Origin of the sequence: Listeria sp. SHR_NRA_18 (genome assembly GCF_003856515.1) — a bacterium.
Classification (GTDB): Bacteria; Bacillota; Bacilli; order Lactobacillales; family Listeriaceae; genus Listeria_A; species Listeria_A newyorkensis.
Genome location: NZ_QPKR01000048.1, coordinates 1 through 603, shown reverse-complemented (window position 1 = coordinate 603; position 603 = coordinate 1). Strand labels below are relative to the sequence as shown.

The following is a 603-nucleotide window of genomic DNA, read 5'->3' as shown; positions in this document are numbered from 1 at the left end:
GGTCTGGGCGAGTACGGCCCTGATCGTCCACCGGAGCGTTCAGCTTGTTGATGATCACGCCGGTAATGTTTTTGTTCTTGCTGCCGCCGAAGCTGGAGCGAGCCAGTTCGATGCGCTCGGTCAACTGGGCTGGAGAATAGTTGCCCAGTGCCAGCACAAAGACGATCTCTGCGTTCAGCGTTTTGGCGATCTCGTAGTTCAGCGAGTTGGCGAACTGATGCTTACGGGTAGGCACCAGGCCTTCGATCAGCACCACTTCTGCGTCTTTGGTGTTTTCGTGGTAACGAGCCACGATCTCTTCCATCAGCACGTCCTGCTGGTTGGAGCTCAGCAGGCTCTCAACGTAGCTCATACGCAGGGGTTCGGCCGCCGGAATGGTCGAGTTGCTGCGGATGATGGTGGTGGTCTGGTCGAGGGAATCGCCACCGGTACGCGGTTGGGCAATAGGTTTGAACACGCTCAGGCGAACGCCTTTTTGCTCCATGGAGCGGATGACACCCAGGCTGACGCTGGTCAGACCGACGCTGGTGCCTGTGGGGATCAACATAATTGTACGTGACACAGAATAGTCCTCTTCACGGTTTTCTGCCTGCAACGGGGGCG

General features: G+C 57.5%; 1 protein-coding gene. It reads right to left on the bottom strand.

From position 1 onward, the window contains the following. A partial coding sequence (locus DUK53_RS17070) for an AAA family ATPase (RefSeq protein ID WP_143813225.1) occupies window positions 1-562 on the bottom strand: 562 nt, incomplete at its 3' end. Window positions 563-603: the final 41 nt, after the last annotated feature.